We start from the raw sequence: 23,120 nt of genomic DNA, 5'->3' as shown, positions 1-23,120 counted from the left end.
ACTCTAATTTTTACAAAGCTTAATGAGATCTGTCTTTCATTTAACTTAGACAATAGTGTGATTTTGAAGTGTATTTTTCCATGACTACATACACGATTTTATTCATCTGAAACATGTCGCTAAAAAATTAAAATTAGTTTCTTTAAATGCTATTAGTGCATCACAAGCTAGCTATGTTAAGTAGGATTCCCTAGTTAGACTTGGTCTAAAATAAGAAATATCGTTTTTGTTATTAGGAGAGATAAGTTGAATTTACGAAAATTCAAAAACTAAATTGAAATTTTGGATTAAATAAAAATCTATATAGATTTTGAAAAGTAATTAAGCGAATACATTTAAAAAAGTTAATCTTATTAAAGAATATATCTGTAAAGTTAAGCTTATCTAAATAAAACAAATATCTTTTAATTCAATAAATTAATAATCGAAATTATGAATAATAAATAGAAAAAATAAATTGCTACCACACTCAACAAGCACTAATATCGAAGAAATTTTATCTATTTAACAAAAACACACAAATTAACAACAATTCGGGGTAATGTCATGAGTAATAAAGAGTTCAATGCAAATACACAAGAGCAAATGTGGACAGTTGAGCAACTTGAACCAAAGCTTTTACTGTCAGCAGATTTGATGCCTGGTGTGCATGAAATATCTGGACATATTGAAAAACCTGGTGAACAAAAACAATATGAATTTGTTGTCACAGAGAAAACTAAATTTTTCTTTGATGGGGTCAATGGAGAAAAATTTAATTGGTCGTTAAAAGCTAAAGAGAAAGGGTTAAATTTATCACCAATTTCTTTAGAAGCTGATGCACATAAATTTCTTGAACTTTTACCAGATACCTATCAATTAACTGTCGATGGTGAAGATGATAAGACTGGTAATTATTCTTTTAGGATTTTTGGTGAGAGTGCTGCGCTTAACCTGAACTTGAATGAAGCTACTGACCTAAAACTTACACCATCGACTCAAGCCGTACTATATAAAGTACAACTTGATCAGGGGGATCGTCTTTATTTTGATAGTCAAACATCAGCCGTGACTTGGAGTATGTTTGATTCAAATGCCAAGCTAATTATTGATAAATCAAATCTATCCAAAGGTTTTGAAGCAACTCAATCGGGTACATACTGGTTATCAGTAGAAGGAAATAATTCGAAAAATAATGTAAATAGCTCTTTTACGCTGTATTCAACCAAAGACTCAATAGATGTTTTAAAACTAAATGAAAAGCAAAAGGTTATATTTAATAAACCGTATGAGTCTAAAAAATATACATTTGATTTAAATCAAGATCAATGGATTGCCTATGATCAGCTTAGCCAAGGAATTTCAGATATAGAATGGTTGATTGAAGATAATACTGGACAGATAGTTTTTTCGAATAAACAAACTGAAAATGCTGAAGCAGCCCTTAAATTTTTGAAAGCAGGAAGCTATAATTTAGTATTTAATAGTCTAGCGAATATTCAGGGTGAGATTACTTTTGAGTTGAAAGGTAGCTCAGTTTTAGAAGGGAATATAGATGAAAATAATCCTAATCTAACCGTAGGCATAGACAGTTCGAAATTTATCAAGATAAAAAATAAGGACAATGATAGCTTAGCCTTGATATTTAATAATTTAGTTGAAAACGTTGAATTAAAAAGAGAAGGAGTAATCTCAAAGGAGGTATTTTTTTCAAACACTGGGGTGCAGTATTATAAAGTATATCTAACGAAAGATGATGTTGTTAATGTTGAGAAAAAAAACAATTTATCCTTGTTAAGAATATTTGATGAAAATGGTGTTGAAGTAGCTAAATCAAATGGAAATAATTTTCAATATGTTTCAGAAAAATCTGGATATTACTATTTAGGTGTAAGTTATTCTGGAAATGATAATTATTTATATTTTGAAGAGGCTGAAAATTTAAAAGATAAAAAAGACAATATTATTTTTTCATATGTACCATATTTAAATAATATTAAAGAAGTTGGTGATGCGGGCGGATCGATAGCAACTGCAAAAGAAATAAAACTTCAAGCCTATAATAGTTTAAGAGTTGAAGTTGGAAATAACAATACAAGTTATGCAGATGTTGATTTCTTTAAAATAAACGTAAATTCAGGTGATCAAATCAGTATTTCGACACCGAATGGACCTGCTATAGATGGTTATCTAAAGATATTCGATAAAAATGGAAATTTATTAAAATTAACAGATGATTCTCCATTGACATATGCTTTTAACACGAAAGGAGATTATTACTTAGCTTTTGGTTCATATAGTAATCGTAATTATAATCCATTGGTGGAAAATAGTGCTGGGACAGGAGGGAGTAAAGGAGTAATAGACGTATATATTGATCTTAAAAAAACGATGCCTTTACCAAAAGTATATTTGGTTGATAATCAAGGTAATTTAATATTAGAAGAAAATGTCACTCAGTTAGGACTTATAAAACAGAGAATAAATAAGGAACAAGAATATCTTCTCTGGGTAAGCACGCCAGAAACTAAAAAAAATACGAATTCATATAGTGTTGGACTTACTAAAACAGTGAAGCAAGAAATTGATGTTTTAGGAACAGTTGAGCAAGAATATAATTTTAACAGTATCTTAAAAAAATATGATATTAATTTGAATGTCAAAAAAGCGGGTACATATTTTATAAAAGCAGGTATGAATTCTGGAGATTTTTCTTGGACGCTTAAGGGTATCGGAATTGAAACGATAGAATCTAATATTAATGGAGCTGAAAATGTAGGAGCTTTAAAACCAATCTATTTGGCAGAAGGCATATATCAACTCACGGTTGAAAATTATGATGCTATTGGTAAATTTAATTTAGATTTTATTTCAACAGATACAGTCTTAAATCTGGACTCGGGCTCAGAAATACTAATAAATGAATTGGAACCAAATGAAACGGTTCTCTATAAGATCGAATCAAAGTATTTAGATGAGTATCTATTTAATGTAGATAAAAATAATCCGAGTCTAAAAATTTCTATTTGGGATCAATATGGGAAACTTATTGTTAGTGATGTAAGTAATGATCTAAATTTATATCAAGATTACAAGCAAAGTAGTCTTTATATATCAATAGTAAATAATAGTGTAAGCGATACACTTCATGATATAAAATTTAAATATGTAAGAACAGAGCATACTCAGCCCATTGTTGTTGTCAAACCAATTTATTTAAATCAAGGAATCTTAGAGACAGCTGAGCAACTTCCACGAGACATCAGATATAGCTTTAATGCTGAACATGATGGTCTAGTTACTTTTGAATTTATTAACAACATTTATGAAACAGTAAGAGTAGTTGGGCCAGAAGGTGAAATTTTCTCTGGCTTTTCTGGTGATACTGACAAAATACAAGCTAAATGGCTTGTTTCAGGTCAATACTTTATAGAGTTTAATAATAAGCTTGAAAATACACCATTTAATTTTAAAATTAATGATATAAATCAATATCCACTTTTGGATCAAAATGTATTAAAAAATCTAAGCCTAAATGTAGATAATTCTTTTCAAGTTTATCATTTTAATATGAGTGATGTTTATGATTATTCATTGAAGTTTGATGGTGGTTCTCGGAATTTTAATTTTAAAATATTAAGTTTAGATGGGATTGAAATTGTTCGTGGTGGTGGGGAGACAAATAAAGTTGATCTTTTTAGAAAAGAATTGATTGATGATTATATTTTAATAATTGAAGCTAATAACGAAGTGGATTTGAATTTAAATTTTATTCTAAATTCAAGTAAGAAAACATTGAATCTAAGTGAGGATAATAGTTTTAATTATAGGTTTGATCATTCTTATCAATACAAAGAAGTTGAAGTGGTTGTTGATGAGGCTGGTTTATATTTCTTTAATGCCTCGATTTTTAATGGTGGACATTGGACGCTTATTGATAGTAATGGTGGAAATGAGTTTGTGCCTAATCCTACTATGCCAAGCCGTTTGTCTGAAATGGAAGGGAACGCATTTAATGAAGCTAGATCATTTTATTTAGGTAAAGGGGTTTATAGATTAATTCTTAACGGATTATCTAATAGTGATGCAAGAATTGAAATTGAAATAAAACAGAAAAAAGATATTTTAGAGCTTGGTTTATTTAATGGCGAGCTAGTTATACCTAGTGTTAAGGCTAATAGTGGTGGGTGGTTTAAAATCTCGGATAATTTTTATAAAGACTTTCTTTTTAAGTTAAAACAAGAAACACCTGATTTGAATTTGACTATTTTTGGTGAAGATGGAGCTTTGATAAATAGTGGGTTAAATCCGAATGAAATATTTAGCTTGGATTCGGATTTTAATTATGTTTATGCGGTTGTTAATAATAACTCTTCTGAGGAAAAAACAAATATAATTTTTGAGACAAAAAATAAAAATAGAACTATAGGTTTAAATGAGAATTTGCAGTTTGAATATGATGATATTTTAGATAAATCTAATTTTGGATTTCAAGTAATTGAATCTGGCTGGGTTACTTTTAGATTTAGTTCGAGTGACTTTGAGGGTTTTAGTCTAAGTGAAGGATCTAGGTCTATATTTGATGGCTATGCTGAATACTTTAATTATAATGATGGATTTGGTTTAAAAACATTGTGGTTGGAGCGTGGAGCTTATGCTCTTAAATTTAATAAACCTGAACCTAGATTGTTAAATAAAATTGAATTTGAAGGTGAAGTAAATTGGTTTAAATTTTCTATTATTACCAATGAAAATATTGAAAAAATAGAATTAAATAGTAATGTTGTGCTTGATTTTTCAAATACAGATGCATATAAAATTTATACATTTAGTGTTGATGATTTTAAGAATTATAACTTAAGCCTAATAGAGGGGGGGAATATTCAATATACATTGTATACAAGCAGTGGAATTCAAGTGTTTGATGGTCAGCTCGGTCTTGGTGAAAAAATAGAGAATATTGCTGAATTCAATCGATATTACGATTATAAAAATTATATTTTGGTTTTATGGAGTGAGCAGCAAAAAATTTCTATTCTTCTTGAGGAGGTTGATAGTACTTTACCAGAAATCCCAGTGGTTTCTTCGACTTCAGTTGGAGAATCAGAACTGGTTATTTCAGGTGTGAGTAGTACTACTGAGAATTTTGAAAAAATATCCTTAAATGTTGAACAGGATGGAATGTATTTTATTACCAATCTTAAGGATGACGGAAGATTATATTGGGGGATAGTCGGTGCATCTCTTATTACAAATAATGATTTAGTGAACCAAGTTTACCTTAAGAAAGGTATATATAATCTTATTATTGTAAATCCGGAATTGGTTGAAATTGGCTATGAATTTAAGATATTACCAGTTTTAAAAATTGAAAGTGAAATTAATAAACAAGAAGAAACAGTTGTTGATTCATTGGCTGCGGGTGGAACAATATTCTATAAACTTACACTAGATCAAACAGATGAATTGTTTTTTAGAAATTTGAGTCAATATAATGACTTAAAAGTAAGTTTGTGGATGGAAGATGGTTCATTTATTGATTACTTTGGTGATTCTGTAAATATTTTTGAAATTTATGGAGATGCTAAAAAACAAAAAACGATTATATATTTAACAATTACAAATATTTCAACTGAAAGTATCACAAATTTTAACTTTATTGTTGAAGATAAAACCAAGAAAATCAGTCTAAATGTTGATAATGTTTTTAATATACATGATAGTCAACAATTTTTTACTTTTAAGTTTAATGTCGAAAATTCTGGTTGGTATGGCCTGAATTACAATGGTTTAAATAATTATGCTGCTAATATTTATCAAGTTGTAAATGGAAGTTGGTTGCCTGTAAGCCGCTCTTTATATACTGATATGGATTTTTATAAATTAGAAAGTGGTAATTATGTTATTCAGTTTTATTACAATTATGTGCCAAATTTTGCTATGGAAAGTAGTCCGACTGATTTAGGAGGTGGCCGTAATTTAACAGTTAATATTTCGGATGTTGAAGCGCCGAAAAAAATATCTATAGAAAACCAAAATATAGCAGTAAGCGAACATACACAAGTTTATGAGTTTCTTGTTGATCCAGATTTTAATTATTTTATTGATATTCCAGAGCTAAATGGTAGCGAAGTTAGTAATTTTACTTTTAAATTATTCGATGAATATGGTAGAGAGCTTGTCTATGAAAATTACTATGCTATGTGGAGGCTTCCATTAAATGAATTTGGTAAAAATTATTGGCTAGTTATTGAAAATAATAATCAGACAGAAATTTTATTCAATATTGTGAAGCAACCAAAGCAGATTCATTTGTCAGTCAATGCAAATGAAAATACTGCTTATGAACTTGATTTGTTAAATGATTATCAAGGGCAAAATATTATTTTAAATATAGAAAAGTCAGGAACGTATTTCTTTGAATTGCCAATCGATGAAAATTTGCAATGGGATTTAATCGGTCTTGGCCAACAAAATGGTTTCCCTAATAGAGAGTCTGTACTTTCACGTAGTGAGGAGTTTAACAGTAATAATGCTGTGCTAGCTTTCCATTTATCAGCGGGAACCTATAAACTCGTATTACGACCATCACAAGCGATGCATGTTGCATTTAATATTATTCCGGCAGCACAAGCTGTGAATGTATTAACCAATACGCATACTGTCATTGACCAATTAGCTGCTGGTGAGGTTAGGTTATTCCGTGTATATCAGGACTACTTTGCAGTTTATACTGAAAGCTATAATCAATTCTGGTTAAGCTTAATTTCTGAGAATCTTGGTCTTGAGTTTAATTTCTGGACGCAAAATGGTGAACGACTTTTCCTAGATTATGTTAATGAAAACGAAATTATTAAATTATTAAATACGCAACCTTACTTTTATATTTCAGTAAAAAATATTGGTTCTGAAGTTCAAGAGAATATTGAATTTGTAGTTACCAAAGAAGAGCATATAGAACAAGTTGCTGATGTTGAAATGATTCAATTAGACCAATTTGTTTCAATTGCTGGGAATGCGATAAGTGACCAGCTAACATATGAGTTTTCAACTACAGAAGATGGTTTTATCCGCTTTGATTTCAAACAGTTGGCTTATCAGTACATAAAAATAACAGGTTCAGATGGTTTTATTTTTGAGGGTAGTCCGAGAACGCTAAATAGTTTAACAGGGCAGTCTTTAGAAGCATTCTGGTTGAGAGCAGGTCAGTATAAGCTTGAATTCAAAAATAAAATATTTGGAAAAAATTTAGAGTTTGTCGTTCAAAATCAGTCAAAACTTGCCACTATCGTAACTGATGAAAGTGCACTTGTAACTTTAGCGGCTAAAGGGGGTTATCAATTTTTTAACTTAGCGTTAAACAATCAGAATGATACTGAATATTGGTTACATCATGTCATTACGAATGGACAAAATTTATCAGCTTTACGCTACACGCTTTATAGTCAGGATGGAAAGAAGCTGTCGAATGGAACCCTTTCAACGCTATATCAAGCTTTAATTACACAAGGTTCTAATAATCGATATATTTTATTGATTGAAAATTCTAGTAATGCTCAAATTGAATATCAGCTTAGTTTGCTTAAGAAGAAAAGCTCACAACCACAGGTAATTGAGCTTAATAAAACTGTAAATGACCAGTTTTTGGGACTTGAGCAGCAGAAAAGCTATACTTTTACAATCAATGAGATGACTACACTGAAGTTGGAACAGCTCTCATTAAATAGTTCAAGTAATAATTATAAGCTAGTAAATAGTAAAGGCTTAGAAGTTATTCTTAATAATAATAATTACCTTCTCATTGCAGATACATACTATTTAACTGTAGTGAATGATAGTCAACCAAATGATCGTGCCAACCCATTTAGCTTTAAGACGGTTGCCGTGAACAAATCGATTGACTTGAATTTAAATATATTGACACAGATTTCATATAATCAAGGAATACCAGACAAGTTTTTGAAAATTTATTTGAGTGAAGATCGGCTTTATGATTTGAGTAGAAATAATTATCAGCATGGGGGATTTGTTATATATGATTTACAAGGTAATTATATAAAAACAATTGAGCCAAGTTATTATAATTATGATGTTGGTTTTGAAGTTAACCAAACAGGTAATTATTTGATTCGACCTACTTCTTATTCAGATTATAGTGGAAGTATAAGTTTTACTTTGACAGATAAAGCTAAATATTTAAATCTTGCTGAAAGTGATTTTGTTAGTGGGATTTTAAATACTTATAATAGTCAGCAAAAGTATAAGATAAAAGTTGAAAATCAATCTTTGTACAAAGTTAATGGGAATAATTCGAATATTGTTTTTTCAATTAAGAAAAAAGATGGGGCTGGGAATGTTTATGAAACTCCATTAAATGGAGGAGGCTATTTTTCTTTAGAGTCTGGTGAATATGAAATTACACTCTCTAATACTTCATCAAGTGCTAGTGGGTACTATCTACAGTTTTTAGATTTACTAAAGCCAAATAACAATGAACTTCAACTGAATCAAAAAATTACAGTGAATTCAGCGAATGGTCAAAAAGCAAATATACAAAATTTGGATGGACAAGCAGGTGAAACTTGGCTCATTGATTTAAGAAATACTGGCTCAAATTACCATGATGTTCTTTGGGAGTTATATGACCCATCTGGAAAAAGAGTTATTTCCTCTTCTCAATCTGGTAGTCAAGATAATTCGATTAAATATAATTTAATACAATCAGGTCAATATACTTTGTTGATTTGGGGGTATTCATACAATTCGGCTAGAGCAACGTCCATCTTAGTCACTAAACCTATTGAAGTTAAACAAACGCTTAAGATTGGTGATCAGGTTTCTAGTCAAATTGCCAAAGCAGGTGATGTGCATACATACACACTGAAATTGGATAAAGCGACTGCTTTTATTGTAGATGCTGTATTAGGAAATACTAATTTTAGTATTATTCGTGAAGATGGGACAGTAATTGATACAAATAACTATTCTATACAATATTTAACGGCAGGGAATTATCGTTTTGTATTTAGTGGTAATAGATCTGATACACCTACTTATTCATTTAAGTTAGTTGACTATATTGCAAAGTCATCAGTAGTGAATCATGTTGAAAATATTAGATCTGAATTAAAAGTTGGTGAGAATTTGGCCTTCATTGAATTGAATACAGAGCCAAACCAAAAATATAGTTTAGATTTTACAACCAGTACAGGGCTTTGGTATCAGATTGTAGATGCGTATGGGCGGATTTTAATTTCAGGCAATGATTATAATAACAGTAATACATTTATAGCACCTAACGATCAAGCTTATTTGATCATTAGAAGAGCAAGTGGAAGTGGAAGTGCGGTTAATGCTTTCAACGTACAAGTTGTATCTGTGTTAAATACTGTATCTGTATTACCATTGGGTCAAACGGCAAATGTATCTATGTCAAAACTTGCTGATCGGGCTGAATATACTTTCAGTATGGCAAGCGAGGGGTGGTTGGTTCTAGAGAACATTGCTTCTAGCGACATGGGTATTACACTGGCTTTACGGAATCAAAATAATAGTCAGATTTTTAGTCATAACAACTTAACATTTGCGAATGGGCTTGCAAGAATTTATCTTGCAGCTGGACATTACACACTCAGTGTAAACTCCAACAGTGATCAGGCAGCGACATTACAATTTGATGCTCGTATTGATCACATAGGTGCATATAGCAATGTAGGCCAAACCCTCAATACTGCTCAAGAATTGTTCCTGAAAAATGGTCAAACTGAAATAAACCAGCTCCAACCAGTGACCAATCAGCGTTATCTCTACAGATTTATACTAAATCAGGGAGATAGCTTTAATGCCATACTTTCTGAGGGTCAAGCAGGACAAATCCGTCTGCTAGATTCATCTGGAAACGAAGTCGTTAAAGGAGCAGCAGGTCCCATACAGTATAATGCAACTTTAACAGGTATTTATTATCTTGAACTTAAAAATAGCACCGCTGGTACACAGCATATTACACTGAACCGCAGCAAAGGAAATCTGACTGAAAGCACGGATGTTGGCAATACGTTTGCTACAGCTAAAGAGTTGAGTTTTAAAACGGATACGCAGTTTAAAATTACGACTACTATTGGCGATGGTACTAATGCCACTAAAGACGTTGACTTATATCAAATTATGTTGGTTGCTGGAGAATATTTGAATATCTCCTCATACACCAATAGTAACTTCCTAACACGAATTTTTGATTCTGCTGGTAATGCAGTTTATTCTACTTCGTATGGTGGAGATGGATATTATTATACAGCGATTACAACAGGTGTTTATTATATTGGATTAAGTGGTAATCTAAATAATAGCTATAACCCGTTAACGGGTGAGAATGTTAAGGATGCCTATACAGGAAATAATACTGTTATTTTAAGCCGTCAGTCAGGATTGATTCGTCCAATCACACAATTCTCTGAAGAAATTAATATACCAGAAAGTATGACCTCTACAGAAAATTGGTCTGGTATTATCAATACAGGTTCATCTCAGGAATTTTATTTTGAAGTAAAGTCTGATGGTTTATATTATTTAGATCGTATCCAGTCGACTTATAATTCTTCTTATAGTTACAGTGTTTCTGTTTTGGATGCGCAATCTAGAGTTGTTGGGACTGGTTTTAACGTTGCTTATTATTTAAAAGCTGGTGTATATAAATACATCGTTAATAATGCATCGTATGCAGAAAATTTCCAATTTAAATGGATGAACTTGTCTGCTCAGGCGACAGTGATTCAGCAAGGTCAATCTGTAACTTTAAACTATTCAAAAAATGCAATTGCCAATCGTGTATACAAGTTTTATGCAGAAACTGGTCAAACCATACAGTTCAACAGTCTAGGACAAGTATCAGGTACTGTTCCTCCTTATAGGATTGTGAATGAATTTGGTCAAGCTGTTACTGAAAATAATTTGAGTTCATCACAAGATGGTTCATTGATTAATCTGAAACATAGTGGATATTATTATATTGTTTTTGATGATACATCGAATGGATATAGTTCAGAATATAATCAATACTCTGGTTCAGCTTCTTTCCAAGTGGATAGTATAGATTTAATAAATATTCCTCAGCTACATTTAAATGATAAAAAATCTGGAATTTTAAATGCAGCCAGCCAAGAAGTTATCTATGATCTAAAAATAGATAAAAAATCAACAATACTCTTTGATCTCTTAACTGCGACAGATTCAAACCTTTTATTTACGATTATTGATCGTTCGGGGAATACAGTTTTTTCTGATTATTCAAATAATCTGATCAATAGCAGATTATTATCATTAAATGCAGGTACTTATAGGGTTAAAGTTCAAACTGCTTCATTTAGTCAACAGGTCTATGGTTTTAAACTTTTAGATTTAACTCAGGCACAACAACTTAGCAGTGGACAAATTGTTGAAGACCGTCTTAAACCTGAAGGTGAGCTATCTGCATATCAGATTACAGCAAATGCTGGAGATCGTATATTTATCGATTTTGATGAGTTAATTGCACAAAGTTATAACTATTACAATGGACAATGGAAACAAAACTATACCACCCAGTTGATCGTGATAGATCCATATGGTCGCCAGCAAGTCATTTCAAGAAATGATATCAATAATCTGGGCTCAGAGTTTGTTGTCACCGTTTCAGGTGTGTATACGATTCTATTTGATGAACTCAATCGTGATGATATTGAACTACCATTCCGTATGGCGGTATATGTTCATGCAGCCTCTAATCCAGTCGTCATTGATTTAGAAAACAATGCTTCACGAGTTGATCTATCGATAAACGAGCTAAAAGTACGTAGTACGGATGGTGATATGATCAAATCAGGCAGTCAGCTGGAGATAAGCTGGACTGCAACAAATATCGGAAACAATAATTCTTTTGGAGATTTTACGGATCGAGTTTTGATAAAAAATAAAAGTACAGGGGAAATTATCGCTGAGAGCTTAGTTTTATATTCTGAACAGAGTTCTGGTGCCCTTTTAATTAATCAATCTATTCATCGTACTGTACTTATTAAGTTACCAGAGGGCCGCCTTGGTGTTGGTGATTTTGAAGTTATTGTTGAAGCTGACTTCTATAATCAGCAAAAGGAAACATCTGAATCGCGGAAAAACAACCAAGCTGTCATATCGTTTAGTAGTGAGTTTAGAAATTATCCTAATTTATCGGTAGATCACATTAAATTGACACCTGCACATAATTGGCAGTCTGGTGACTCCGTTACCTTAAATTGGGATGTTAAAAACTCTGGCCTGGCTCCTGCATTTGGTTCATGGATAGAAAGAATTGAAATTATTAATATTACGACTGGCTCAGTTGTTGTAGCCCAAGATATTTTAATGTCAGCGCAAAGTTTAGCTCAGAATAGTGATATCAAGCGTCAATTCAATTTTGTTTGGCCATCGGATATTTATGCGATTGGACAGTTCTTAATAAAAGTTAAAGTCGATGCTTTAAATACGATTCCTGAATTTAGCCAACAAGATGGTTCATTAGAGAATGATAACGAAGCTCGGATTGAAGTGATTGCTGGACCAGATTTAGTGGTTAAAAATTTACGATTTTTGCAATCAAGAATTCAGGCTGGAGATCTTGTCACCGTTGTATGGCAAGATGTTAACCAAGGAAGTGTGGCAACGCCTACAAATTATCAAGATCGACTGACTGTCCGTGCAAAAAATCCAGATGGTAGTGCTGGTAAAGTGATATTAAATTTTGCCGTTGCATTTAATGGGCAGGATGCTTTGCCGATCATGGCTGGTGAGATACGTAATCGTAGTTTCAGCTTCACGATGCCTGAAGGTGTAGATGGTATTGGCCAATTTATTATTGAAGTTACTGCAGATAGTAATATTGCTGGGCAGGGTATTGTCTACGAAGTCAATTCTTTAGGTAATGCTGAAGCAAATAATAGTTTGGCTGCAACATTTAGTTCTACAGCGCAAACCTATGCAGATATTAGGGTCTCTCAAGTTATTGTTCCAACAAATGTGGGTGCAGGAAATACAGCTAAAATTCAATGGACTGTGACAAACAGTGGTGATGAAGCCGCTGAAGGTCAATGGGTTGATCGTATTATTTTAAGCCGGGATGCGATTATTGGGAATGCCGATGATATTATTTTAGCAAACTATAATCGCGTCAAAAATCTGGCTGTTGGCGAAAGCTATCAACAGGACATCTCGCTTACAATTCCACCTCGTCTGCAAGGCAGTTACTATATTGCTGTAGTGACTGATGTTAATCAAAACATCAAAGAACCAGATACCAGAGCAAATAATCAGGTCATTTCTGCCCAGTTTAATATTATAAAAACATATGCTGATCTGAGTCCTGAAATTGTTCAACTCCCGACAGTATTAGGTCGTAATGAATTAGGGCGTGTGAGTTGGAAAGTCTCTAATAATGGTAATTTGACAACAGATATTAATCGTTGGGTCGATACAGTTTATATTTCAACCAAGCCAACATTGGACTCAAGTGCAACGGTATTAGGTTCTGTGACGCGTACGGGTGCTTTGACGGTTGGAGAGTCTTATCAGGCCTATCTTGATTTTTCATTAAATCGAAGCCTTGGACAGTATTATTTGTTTGTTAAAACAGATAGTTATGGTGCTGCTTATGAGCCGGAGCATACGCAAAATAATATTGTTGTTTCTCAGCCGATTGTTTTAGAGGGGGAAAAATTACCCGATCTTCAAATTTCTGATCTTCTGGTTCAATCGCAATGGCAATCAGGTAACCAAGTAAAGCTCACATATACCTTAAATAATACGGGAACAGCAGATTTTACCGGTTTAGTCTATGACCGTGTTCGATTGATTAATAGCAATAACCCTAGCCAGATATATAATTTATCAATCTCTCCTACCTCTTTTAATCGTGATATTGCAAAAGGGGAAAAATTTGTTCAGGAAGTGTGGGTTAACGTACCAAATATTGCCTTAGGACAATGGAAGCTAGAGGTGACTTCTGATGTTCATAATTACGTGCGTGAGTTAGATGCCGTTAGCCATACAGCAAATACTGTAATTGAAATGGTGAGCCCTGATCTTGTCGTTGGTAATTTGAAAACGACAGGAGTTCTGCTAGGTGGCCAGAATATTGATATCTCATGGACAACCTACAATCAAGGGAGTGCAAAAGCTGCTCAGGTGAAGGATATTGTTTACCTATCACTTGATGATGCAATTGATGGTAGTGACATTAAAATTGGTGAAGTACTCCATACCGAAATCGGCAGCTCATCATCTATTTCATCTGTACTGAATTATAAAATCCCACAGAATTTATCTGGGCATTGGCGTCTTATTATTGTTACTGATGCAAGTAATAAAAATGCTGAATATAATGCGGAAGATAATAATCAATATTCACAAAGCCTTGAAATTGCGAAGGCAGAATATGCTGATTTAGTTGTTACAAACATCAGTGTACCAACTCAAACAATTGCTGATCCTGCAACCTTGAAAGTGGAATGGACTGTATCGAATATTGGCACTGGTGCTGGGCTCAATACAACGTGGACAGACACGGTGATTTATTCTAGTGATGATATCCTAGGTAATTCAGATGATATTGTTTTAGCTAAAGTTATCCATGATGGGGCGCTAGAAAAAGACGCAAGTTATACTTCATCTGTTCAATATCGATTTGGTCCAAACTTTACTAAACATGGTTATATCTTTGTTCAAACAGATAGCTTAAAACAGGTTTGGGAAAATGATTTAGAGGCGAACAATACCGCAAAATCTGATCATATCGTTGACGTAATGCCAAAGGCTTACGCTGATTTACAGGTTGATAGTTTGTCAATTGACAATACTCAGCAATTAATCAGTGGTTCAACAACCACGGTAAAATGGTCTGTTTCCAATCAAGGGATTGGCATTACAGATAAAGATACTTGGGTTGACCGTATTTGGTTAAGCAGCCAGGCTGATGGCAAAGGGCAACTCTGGGAGCTGGGTTCAATTCAACATTTGGGCTACTTAGCTGCGAACCAAAGTTATGAACATTCTTTGGCAATTACCCTGCCAAATGGACTGTCTGGTACTTACTATATAAATATGAGTACAAATACAGGGAATAGTGTATTTGAGTTTATATATGGTGAGAATAATCAGAAGTTAGGCTTAACGACCCAAGTCCAACTGGCAGAATATCCTGATCTGATTGTAGAAAATATTACACTTCCAGAAACTGCATATGAGGGGACGGAAGTTGAGTTTAGTTGGAGTGTCCGTAACCAATCGGGTAAAAATGCGACAGGCAACTGGATCGATAGTGTTCGGTTAATTTCTTTAGATGGTAGTAAATCTCCAATCTATTTAGGAAATTATAGTTATACGCAAGGCTTGGAAATCGGCAAAACCTATACTCGAACAGAAAAAGTAGGACTCCCTTCGCGTTTAGAGGGAGCATGGCGTTTAGAGGTTGTGACCAATGCTGATTTAGGTAAAAACACGAACAGTCAAATTTATGAACATGCAGCTGCACGTTTAAATAATCGTTTAATTTCTGATGATATCTTACGGGTGGATTTAAATCCTCGTCCAGATCTACGAGTTACGAAGATAGAGGCACCAGAAAAAATCATTGCTGGTGGCAAAGGCAGTGTCAAATTTACGGTCAGCAATATGGGACCATTGGTCACCAGTAGTCAATGGAAGGACTCTGTTTACTTATCTCTTGATGGTAAGTTGAGTTCTGATGATATGTTGATTGGGCGCTATGATAGCGGATCAGCATTAGCCCCAACTCAAAGCTACACCACCATTACAGATGAATTTACCGTACCATTACGTTATCGCGGTGATGTTTATATTATCGTCGTATCTGATTCTGGCAACAGCATCGATGAATATCCGAATGAAAATAATAATATTCGGGTAGAAAAGCTCTATGTCGAGCCGACACCTTTTGCCGATATTGTGACCAGCGATGTGATTGCACCAGACCAAGCGAGTCATGGTAGTAAAATTACGGTTGATTATAAGGTAAGCAATAAAGGTTCTGCCAAGACGCAGGGTGATCAAAGTAGTATCAATAGCTGGATCGATAGCGTTTGGTTGACGGTTGATAAGCGCCAACCAGATCCTTCTAAAGGGGATAAAAAATTAGGTGATATCCGTCATACCGGGTTACTTGAGGTTGGAGAAGACTATTTAGGGCAAATAACGGTCACAATACCTGAAGGGACATATTCCGGTAAGTATTATATTACGGTCTGGAGTGATACCTATGATGCTATTTTAGAAGATACGCTTGCAACCAATATTAATTTGGATGATCCAACACAGGTTGATAATAACAACTATAAAGCAAGAGCAATTGATATTTTAGGTTTCTCACCACCAGACTTTACTGTGGTTGATATTCAAGCGCCAGTTCAGGCTGTTGCTGGGGGAAGTTATCAATTTAGCTATACGGTGAAGAACCGTGCCGATGAGTTTGAAGGGACTTGGACCGATGAAGTTTGGTTAGCTGATAATGCAGATCTCTCTAAAGCCACTATTCGTTGGAAACTCGGTGAATTTATTCAAACTAGAAAGTTGGGTTACAACGAAACTTACACTGTAGAGCAGGTTATTCCTTTATTGGCTCCATCAGTGACAGGTTTACAGTTAGTTGTTCAGACCAATAGTAAGCAACTGAAAGACACAAACGATAAGGTCAAGCAAGAGAAAGTTAAAGAAAACAATATTGCTGCAGTCGCTTCACGTGTGACAGCAGCAATATCAGATTTAGCTGTAACCAACGTGCTGGTCGATCAGCAAGTATTTTCTGGTGAGTTAGTGAATGTTTCTTGGACTGTCGAAAATAAAGGGGCAGATGTTTGGTCAGGTACACAGTTATGGACTGATTATATCCTCATCAGTGCTTATCCTGAATATCGACCAGAATATGCAACAGTGATAGGTTCTGTTGTTCACTCCAACGCACAGGGTTTAAAAGCTGGGGCAAGCTATACTACAACCGGGAAATTCAATGTGCCTGTTGGTTATGATGGTCAATATTATATCTATGTATTTAGTGACGCTAAGCTGGACTCCAATGGTCGATTATATTTTTTACCCGATAATACTAGTGGCCAATATAATGAAGCTACTTTAGAGTCTTATCAAAAAGCGGTATTTGAAAATAATCTCATACAAAATAATGTAGCTTTGACTTCTCTAGATATTATTTACCGCGAGCCAGATTTAGTCATTCAGGATATCCAAATTTCAAACTCCAATCCGAATTCAGGTGAAACGGTTACGGTTACTTGGGTAGTGAAAAATGAAGGAACTCGGGATACTCGTGTAACAGGTTGGTATGATGGTATTTATCTATCAATTGATCAGACGATTGATATGTCTGACTATCCTGTTGTAGATCGGGGGAGTGAATATGAGTACAGATTTAAGATTAAGCAGACGCTTATTCGTAATGTCGAGGGGAAAATCGATGTCCTAAAAGTTGGACAAAGCTATACGCAATCAGCGACCTTTACCTTGCCAACAGCAATTGGTGGTCATTTTAATATTATTATAAAAGCGGATACTAATTATGTTAAAGATTATGATCAACCTGTATCTTCAAGTATTCGTAAAAGTTTAGATGTTATTGATAAAATACCCTTCTATGATCAAGGGGCTGTCTTAGAATTTAAGGATGAAGGTAATAACGAAAAATCGATTGCTCTAACGATTAACTATGTTAGTCCACCAGATTTACAAGTAAGTACTGTAACTAGCCCAACTAGTGTGATTTCAGGTCAAAAAGTCGATATCTCATATATCGTAAAAAATCTTGGTGGAAAAACGCCATCAGATCAAGGTTCGTGGACAGACTTGATTTATTTATCTTCTGACCGAGTACTTGATTTAAATAAAGATAAACTTTTAGGCTTTGTGAATCATAGTGGCGGCTTAGCGGCAAATGCTGAGTACTCGGCCTCAATTCAAGCCCAGATTTCAACTGAGATGAGTGGGACATATTATGTCTTTGTAGTGACAGATCCTGCTTATTATCGCGATGGAGCAACAGGCAGTGTTTTAGAGTTTGAAAATGATCTCAATAACACTCTTGCTGCTGAACAGCCATTACTCATTATTCAACCTGACCCTGTTGATTTACAAGTCAGCGATATTGTATTGCCAGCGCAAACGAAAACGGGTGAGAAGATTCGCGTTGAGTATATCGTTAAAAATGTCGCAGACTATCAAGCACATGGTCAGTGGTCTGATGCCGTTTATCTATCTCGAAATAATACTTGGGATAATCAGGATATTTTATTGGGCCGTTTCACTCATCAAGGTGGATTGGCAGCGCAGCAACAATATACAGGTTTCATTGAGGCGCTATTACCGACGGTTCAAGATGGTCAATGGTATATTGTTGTCCGTCCCGATATTTATAATGAAGTGTATGAGGGGAGCATTGTTTATACTGAAACAGGTTTAAATATTGCACCGGCAGAAGCAAATAATGAAGCTGCTTCAGCCTCAACATTTACGGTGACGGTACCTAAACTATTACTCAATACCAATACAGATTTGACACTCAGCAGTGGTGATCAGTATCTCTATAAACTTGAGGTTGGTTTAGGTGAAACTTTACGTGTACGTTTAGATTCGAGTGCACTTAGTGGCTCGAATGAAATATACATTCGTTATGAAGGCGTACCGAGTACGGGGCAATATGATTATGCCTATACTTTAGCAAATTCACCTGACCAAGAATTATTGGTACCAACGACGAAAGCGGGTACTTATTATATTCTAGTGAAATCAAGCAATTCTGCCAAAAATACACCAGCAAAAATTATTGCAGAAACCCTACCTTTATCGATTACGAAAGTCACACCAGATCAAGGTGGAACCGGGACGAATGATTATCGCTGGGTCACGATGGACATTTATGGGGCGCAGTTCTCGGCTGGTGCTTTAGTTAAGCTGAGCCGTCCAGGTGTATTTGAAATAGAACCAGAGCGTTGGCAAGTACTTGATGCTACACATATCCGAGCTGTATTTGATCTTCGTCAAGTCCCGCATGGCTTGTATGATATTGTGGTGACGAATCCGAATGGTGATCGAATTGTAGAGCCATATCGTTACTTGGTAGAGCGTGCCATTGAGCCTGATGTGACCATCGGCTTAGGTGGCGCGAGTCAAATTGCCCCAGGTGAAACGGGTAATTATAGTGTTTCTCTGCAAAGTCTCACCAACGTCGATACACCATATGTTCGTTTGGATATTGGTGCGGTGGAGATGGGCTATAATGAATCATTAATTGAAGGTTTAAATCTGCCTTTCATTATTTTTGGTTCAAATGTTGGTGGTCAACCTTCTGGTGCGATCCTTGGTGATCAGGCGAATACCCAACAATATGGCACCACACCAACCGATAAAAATAAACTGAATCAAATTGCTTGGGCGAATTTAGACGGCACATTAAATACCTCAGGTATTAACCTAGCACCAGGCTATGCTTTTGACGTCAATGCTTCAGGGTTCACTGGCTTTACTTTCAATATCAAAACCTATCCGGGTCTGAAAGAATGGATCAATATGGATTTTGAAGGGTTACGTGAACAACTCTACATGATCCATCCTGATTGGAAAGCACAAGGTTTGCTGAACAATGGGGTCTATGATCTCAATAAAATTGCAGCTGGTTTAGCGACTCGCTTCTTGGATCCAGAAGAGCGTTTAACCAAAAATGAGCTTTTAGCCCTAGATTTCCGCTTTAATATTGCCGCTGCTGCCACACCAATTACACGTGCTGAATTTATTCAGGATCAAATCAAACATGCATTAAAAATGCGTGATGCGATTTTAAAAGACACGTCTGCCAATGTGAGTCTGAAAGCATTGGCTGCGGATGAAACACAATGGGTGCAAGGTTGGCTTGCCGCCTTAGAAGAAGGGGGATTATTACGTCCTGAAAATCAGGCACCCGCGATTCGAGAGAGCGTTCAGGTTCTTAGTCTCACCGCAAACTTAGCAACAGGTATTCTGTTGGCCAAAGCGGGCGAAAATTATCAAACCAAAGCAAGTGTCTTGTCATTCTTTGAGCAAATGCAAAAATGGTATGGTGATACCTCGAAATGGGCGGGTGATCCTGCGGCGCTTAAAGCTCAAATTGAGTATTATGAAACACGTACAAGTGAAGATGGTGGTTTTGTATTAAGTCCAGTACCTAAGAATATTAAGCCTGAAGATCTGATTTTAAATAGTGAAAATAATAAACACTTCATCAATTTTAATATTTTTGCAGGTGGTAAATCACAACTGGAATATTTACGCCATTTAGGATTGTTGGATGAAGACTTTAACCCTATTGGGGCGCAGGCACTTGCCTTAACGCAATATCTTCAGCAAATGGCGGCTGTAAATACGGATGCTGTACATGTACAAGGCCCAACCGTGATGCCGCATACCGATGGTAAAAGCTATGTTCCGAGTGAAACTGCATTACCATTCAAGATCAGCTTCCAGAATACAGCTGAACAATCATTGCATCAAATTCGTTTAGTGACAGCAATTGATGAGCAACTGGACCCATATACACTTCGTTTAACGGATATGAAGATTGGGGATATCAATATTCATGTTCCAGAAAATCGGAGCAGTTTTAGCAGTGATTTTGATTTCACTGGCACTCTTGGTTTTATCTTGCGTGTGAGTGCAGGTATTGATGCAGAAAATCGCGTTGTTACTTGGTTGATCCAAGCCATTGATCCAAATACAGGCGAGCTTTCAACCCAGAATCTACACCGTTTATTAAAATTAGATGGAAATAGTAAAGGTTTTGTTGGGTATACCATTCAATCGATTGAAACCGCAAAGTCGAATGAAGAGATTGAGACAAAGGCGCGCATTTACCTCAATAATACCCCACCAGTGGATAGCCAAACCACATTATATGTTTTAGATAATCAACGCCCTGTAACAACGCTACAAGTTGTTTCACAGCAAAGTACAGATGCGAACCAAGTTCATTACCAAGTACAGTGGTCTGCGCAAGACGATAGCAGTGGTATCAAACATGTCACTCTTTATGTTGCTGAAAATGGTGGTGATTTCAAAATCTGGCAAAAGCAACTGGTGCAAGCAAAAGGTGAGTTGCTGTTTATTGGAAAGGCGGGTGTTCAATATGAATTCTTGGCAGTGGCAACGGATATTGCAGGAAATCAAGAGGTTGCTAAAGTAACCAACTCAGTTTTACCAGATGATGGTTCTAGACAGCAATTATTGACAGAATTGGGCAGCAATGAATCTCTGCAACAAACAACACAAATACCTCAAGCAACGCCAGATCGAAGTTATTTAAATAACGCTATTTTTGTCGAAGCGCAAAAAGGTTTAACAGGTCAAATTGATAAAAATCAAAGTACCGATTTAAACTCAATTTTATCGCCGTTTAGTCTCAATGCTTTTGCGAGTGGTTTTAATGCGAGTCAGGGCGAAGTCGGTGCAATGGCAATGGTTGAACTGCCAGACCACCGCATTCTCGTGAGTGCAGGTCAATATCGTAATCAACTCTTTATTTATGCAACAGACGGCGGCACACAACAAAAACCACTTTATACCTTTGATCAGCCGATTATGGATATGGCGATCGATTCAAAAGGGCAATTATGGGTGTTGACGGGCCAAGAGCTTTGGTTACTGGATTACTCGACTGGTCAGATTATTGAGCGTATTAAAGGTCCTGCGAATGAGCCATTAACCCATGCTTTAGCTGTTGAGCCAGAAACAGATCGACTCTATGTTTCATCTGGAAATGGGATTGAGATTTTTGATCTTCATGCGCCAGTAGGACAGCAATGGACGCACTTCTCTAATGCCTTGGTCTCTGATTTAAGTTTTGCACCAGATGGCCGCTTATGGGCTGTACGTTGGACAAGTTCGAATATTCTTTCTCATATTGGTAAGACCGATATCATTAGTCTACCGCTGACAGGTAAAACTAAAGGGCGGGCTGAGATTGAATACACTCTCAATGGTTTAATTGATAGTTTGGTGTTTGGACAAAAGGACACCGCATTTGAAGGCTTATTATTTGCTTCTGCCAATAACAGTCAACAATTCACCAGTAGTAGCAAATCACTGCTCAAGCAAGACAATGCTGCTGTTTGGATGATCAGCTTAGCCAAACGTCAGGCTATTCAACTGGCGCAAGGTGGTTCACGCGGCGAGTCCATTATTATCACTCATGATCAGCGAATTTTGGTGGCACAAACCAATCGTATTGACGAGATTGCACTGATTAAAGCACCAACGGTGATTGCTAGCTCAATTCAGGATGGAGCATATTTACCTCTTCCGTTGAGTCATGCAACTTTAAGCTTTGATCAGGCGATGTGGTTGGGCAACAATGGAAATGATAGTACAGATGTTGCGAGTGTATTGAATCCAGCGAACTATCGTATTGTCGGAATTGGTAAAAATATCAATCAAGTTCTGCTGCCTGAATCAGTGCAATGGGATAAAGCAACCAACAGCGTGACATTGACTTTACCAAATATTGCAGCAGGTCAATGGCGACTTGAGGTCTCATCGAACCTACAAAGTGCGAAACAGACTCGTCTTGAGGGGGTCTATACCGCAGCATTTACGACAGTCACCGATTACAGCGCATTTGTTCACATTGAATTTGAAAAAACGCGTGCCGATCGTCTCAATGGTACGGTCAGTTATGATGTGAAACTGACCAATATTGGTCAGGATAGTATCCAAGGCCCATTATTATTGTTGCTTGATCCGGGTCACTACTTTAATGGTGGCATTGTTTCGGCAACACAAGGTCAAGGATTACAGAGTGAATTGTGGTTATTGGATATTAGTGGTTATTTACAAGCCCATGGCGGCAGTTTAAAAGCTGGTGAAAGTTTAACGGGTATTACGGTCTCTGTGGTGAAAGCAGAAGACTTAACCGTGTCTAAAGATGCTGCACGTTTATTAAAATTTGATTTAGCACATCAGATTTATGCACTTCCTTATGATAATCAACCGCCAGTGATTCACTTTGATGAGACGAAGCTTAAGGCTAAAGTGAATGAAAGCTGGGCTTTAGATTTAACCGCGATTGATCAAGATGGTAATCAGTTCTATTG

At 35.6% G+C, this 23,120-nt stretch carries 1 protein-coding gene (only partly in view); it reads left to right on the top strand.

The window, feature by feature from the left end; translation table 11 throughout:
* Window positions 1-546: 546 nt before the first annotated feature.
* Window positions 547-23,120, top strand: partial view of a tandem-95 repeat protein gene (locus B2727_RS05150; RefSeq protein WP_241345364.1) — the 5' portion only. The gene runs 15,574 nt beyond the window's last position; the window shows 22,574 of its 38,148 coding nt (coding positions 1-22,574); the start codon lies at window positions 547-549; its stop codon lies off the right edge, out of view.

Origin of the sequence: Acinetobacter sp. UBA991 (assembly GCF_002292065.1) — a bacterium.
Taxonomy (GTDB): domain Bacteria; phylum Pseudomonadota; class Gammaproteobacteria; order Pseudomonadales; family Moraxellaceae; genus Acinetobacter; species Acinetobacter higginsii.
Note: the sequence above shows the minus strand (reverse complement) of the source record. Positions and strands in the feature narration are given on the sequence as shown.